The organism is Neisseria sp. P0021.S007, assembly GCF_051956855.1.
Map to the genome: position 1 here is coordinate 1 of NZ_JBQCXA010000767.1, position 605 is coordinate 605.

At 45.3% G+C, this 605-nt stretch carries 1 protein-coding gene; it reads left to right on the forward strand.

The features are described 5' to 3' along the window. The coding region (gene recR, locus ACTHUR_RS15855; protein ID WP_440399618.1) for a recombination mediator RecR at positions 1–518 on the forward strand (518 nt) is incomplete at its 5' end. Between the last annotated feature and the right edge of the window lie 87 nt (positions 519–605).

A 605-nucleotide genomic window follows, 5' to 3' on the forward strand; every position in this document is an offset into this window, starting at 1 on the left:
CTTACCAGCTTTTACAGTACAAACGCGAAGAAGCGCAGGAGTTGGTGGATGCTTTGCAGTTTGCTTTGAGACAGGTGCAACATTGTCGGATGTGCAACACATTTTGCGAAGGCGATTTGTGTGAAATTTGCGCAGACGAAAAACGCGATAAAAGCCGTTTGATGATTGTGCATATGCCGGCGGATGTCTCCAGCATGGAGGCGGCTAATTGTCATGATGGCCTGTATTTCGTTCTGATGGGGCAAGTCAGTCCGGCGCAGGGCATGGATATTTCGGCAGTAGCGTTAGATAAGCTGGTTGTCCGTTTGCAGGCGAGTGATATTGAGGAAATTATCATTGCAACCAACTTCACAGCCGAAGGCGATGCGACAGCATATGTATTGGCGGAATTGTTTAAAAATCTTCCTTATAAAGTCAGTCGATTGGCGAGGGGAATCCCTTTGGGTGGTGAGATGGAATATGTGGATGCTGGTACTTTGGCTCAGGCTGTTTACGATAGAAGGAATATTCAATCTTAAATGGCAATATAAAAAGGCCGTCTGAAAGTTTTTCAGACGGCCTTTTCATTGATGAAATCAGATTATTTGCAGCTCACGCCTTGAATT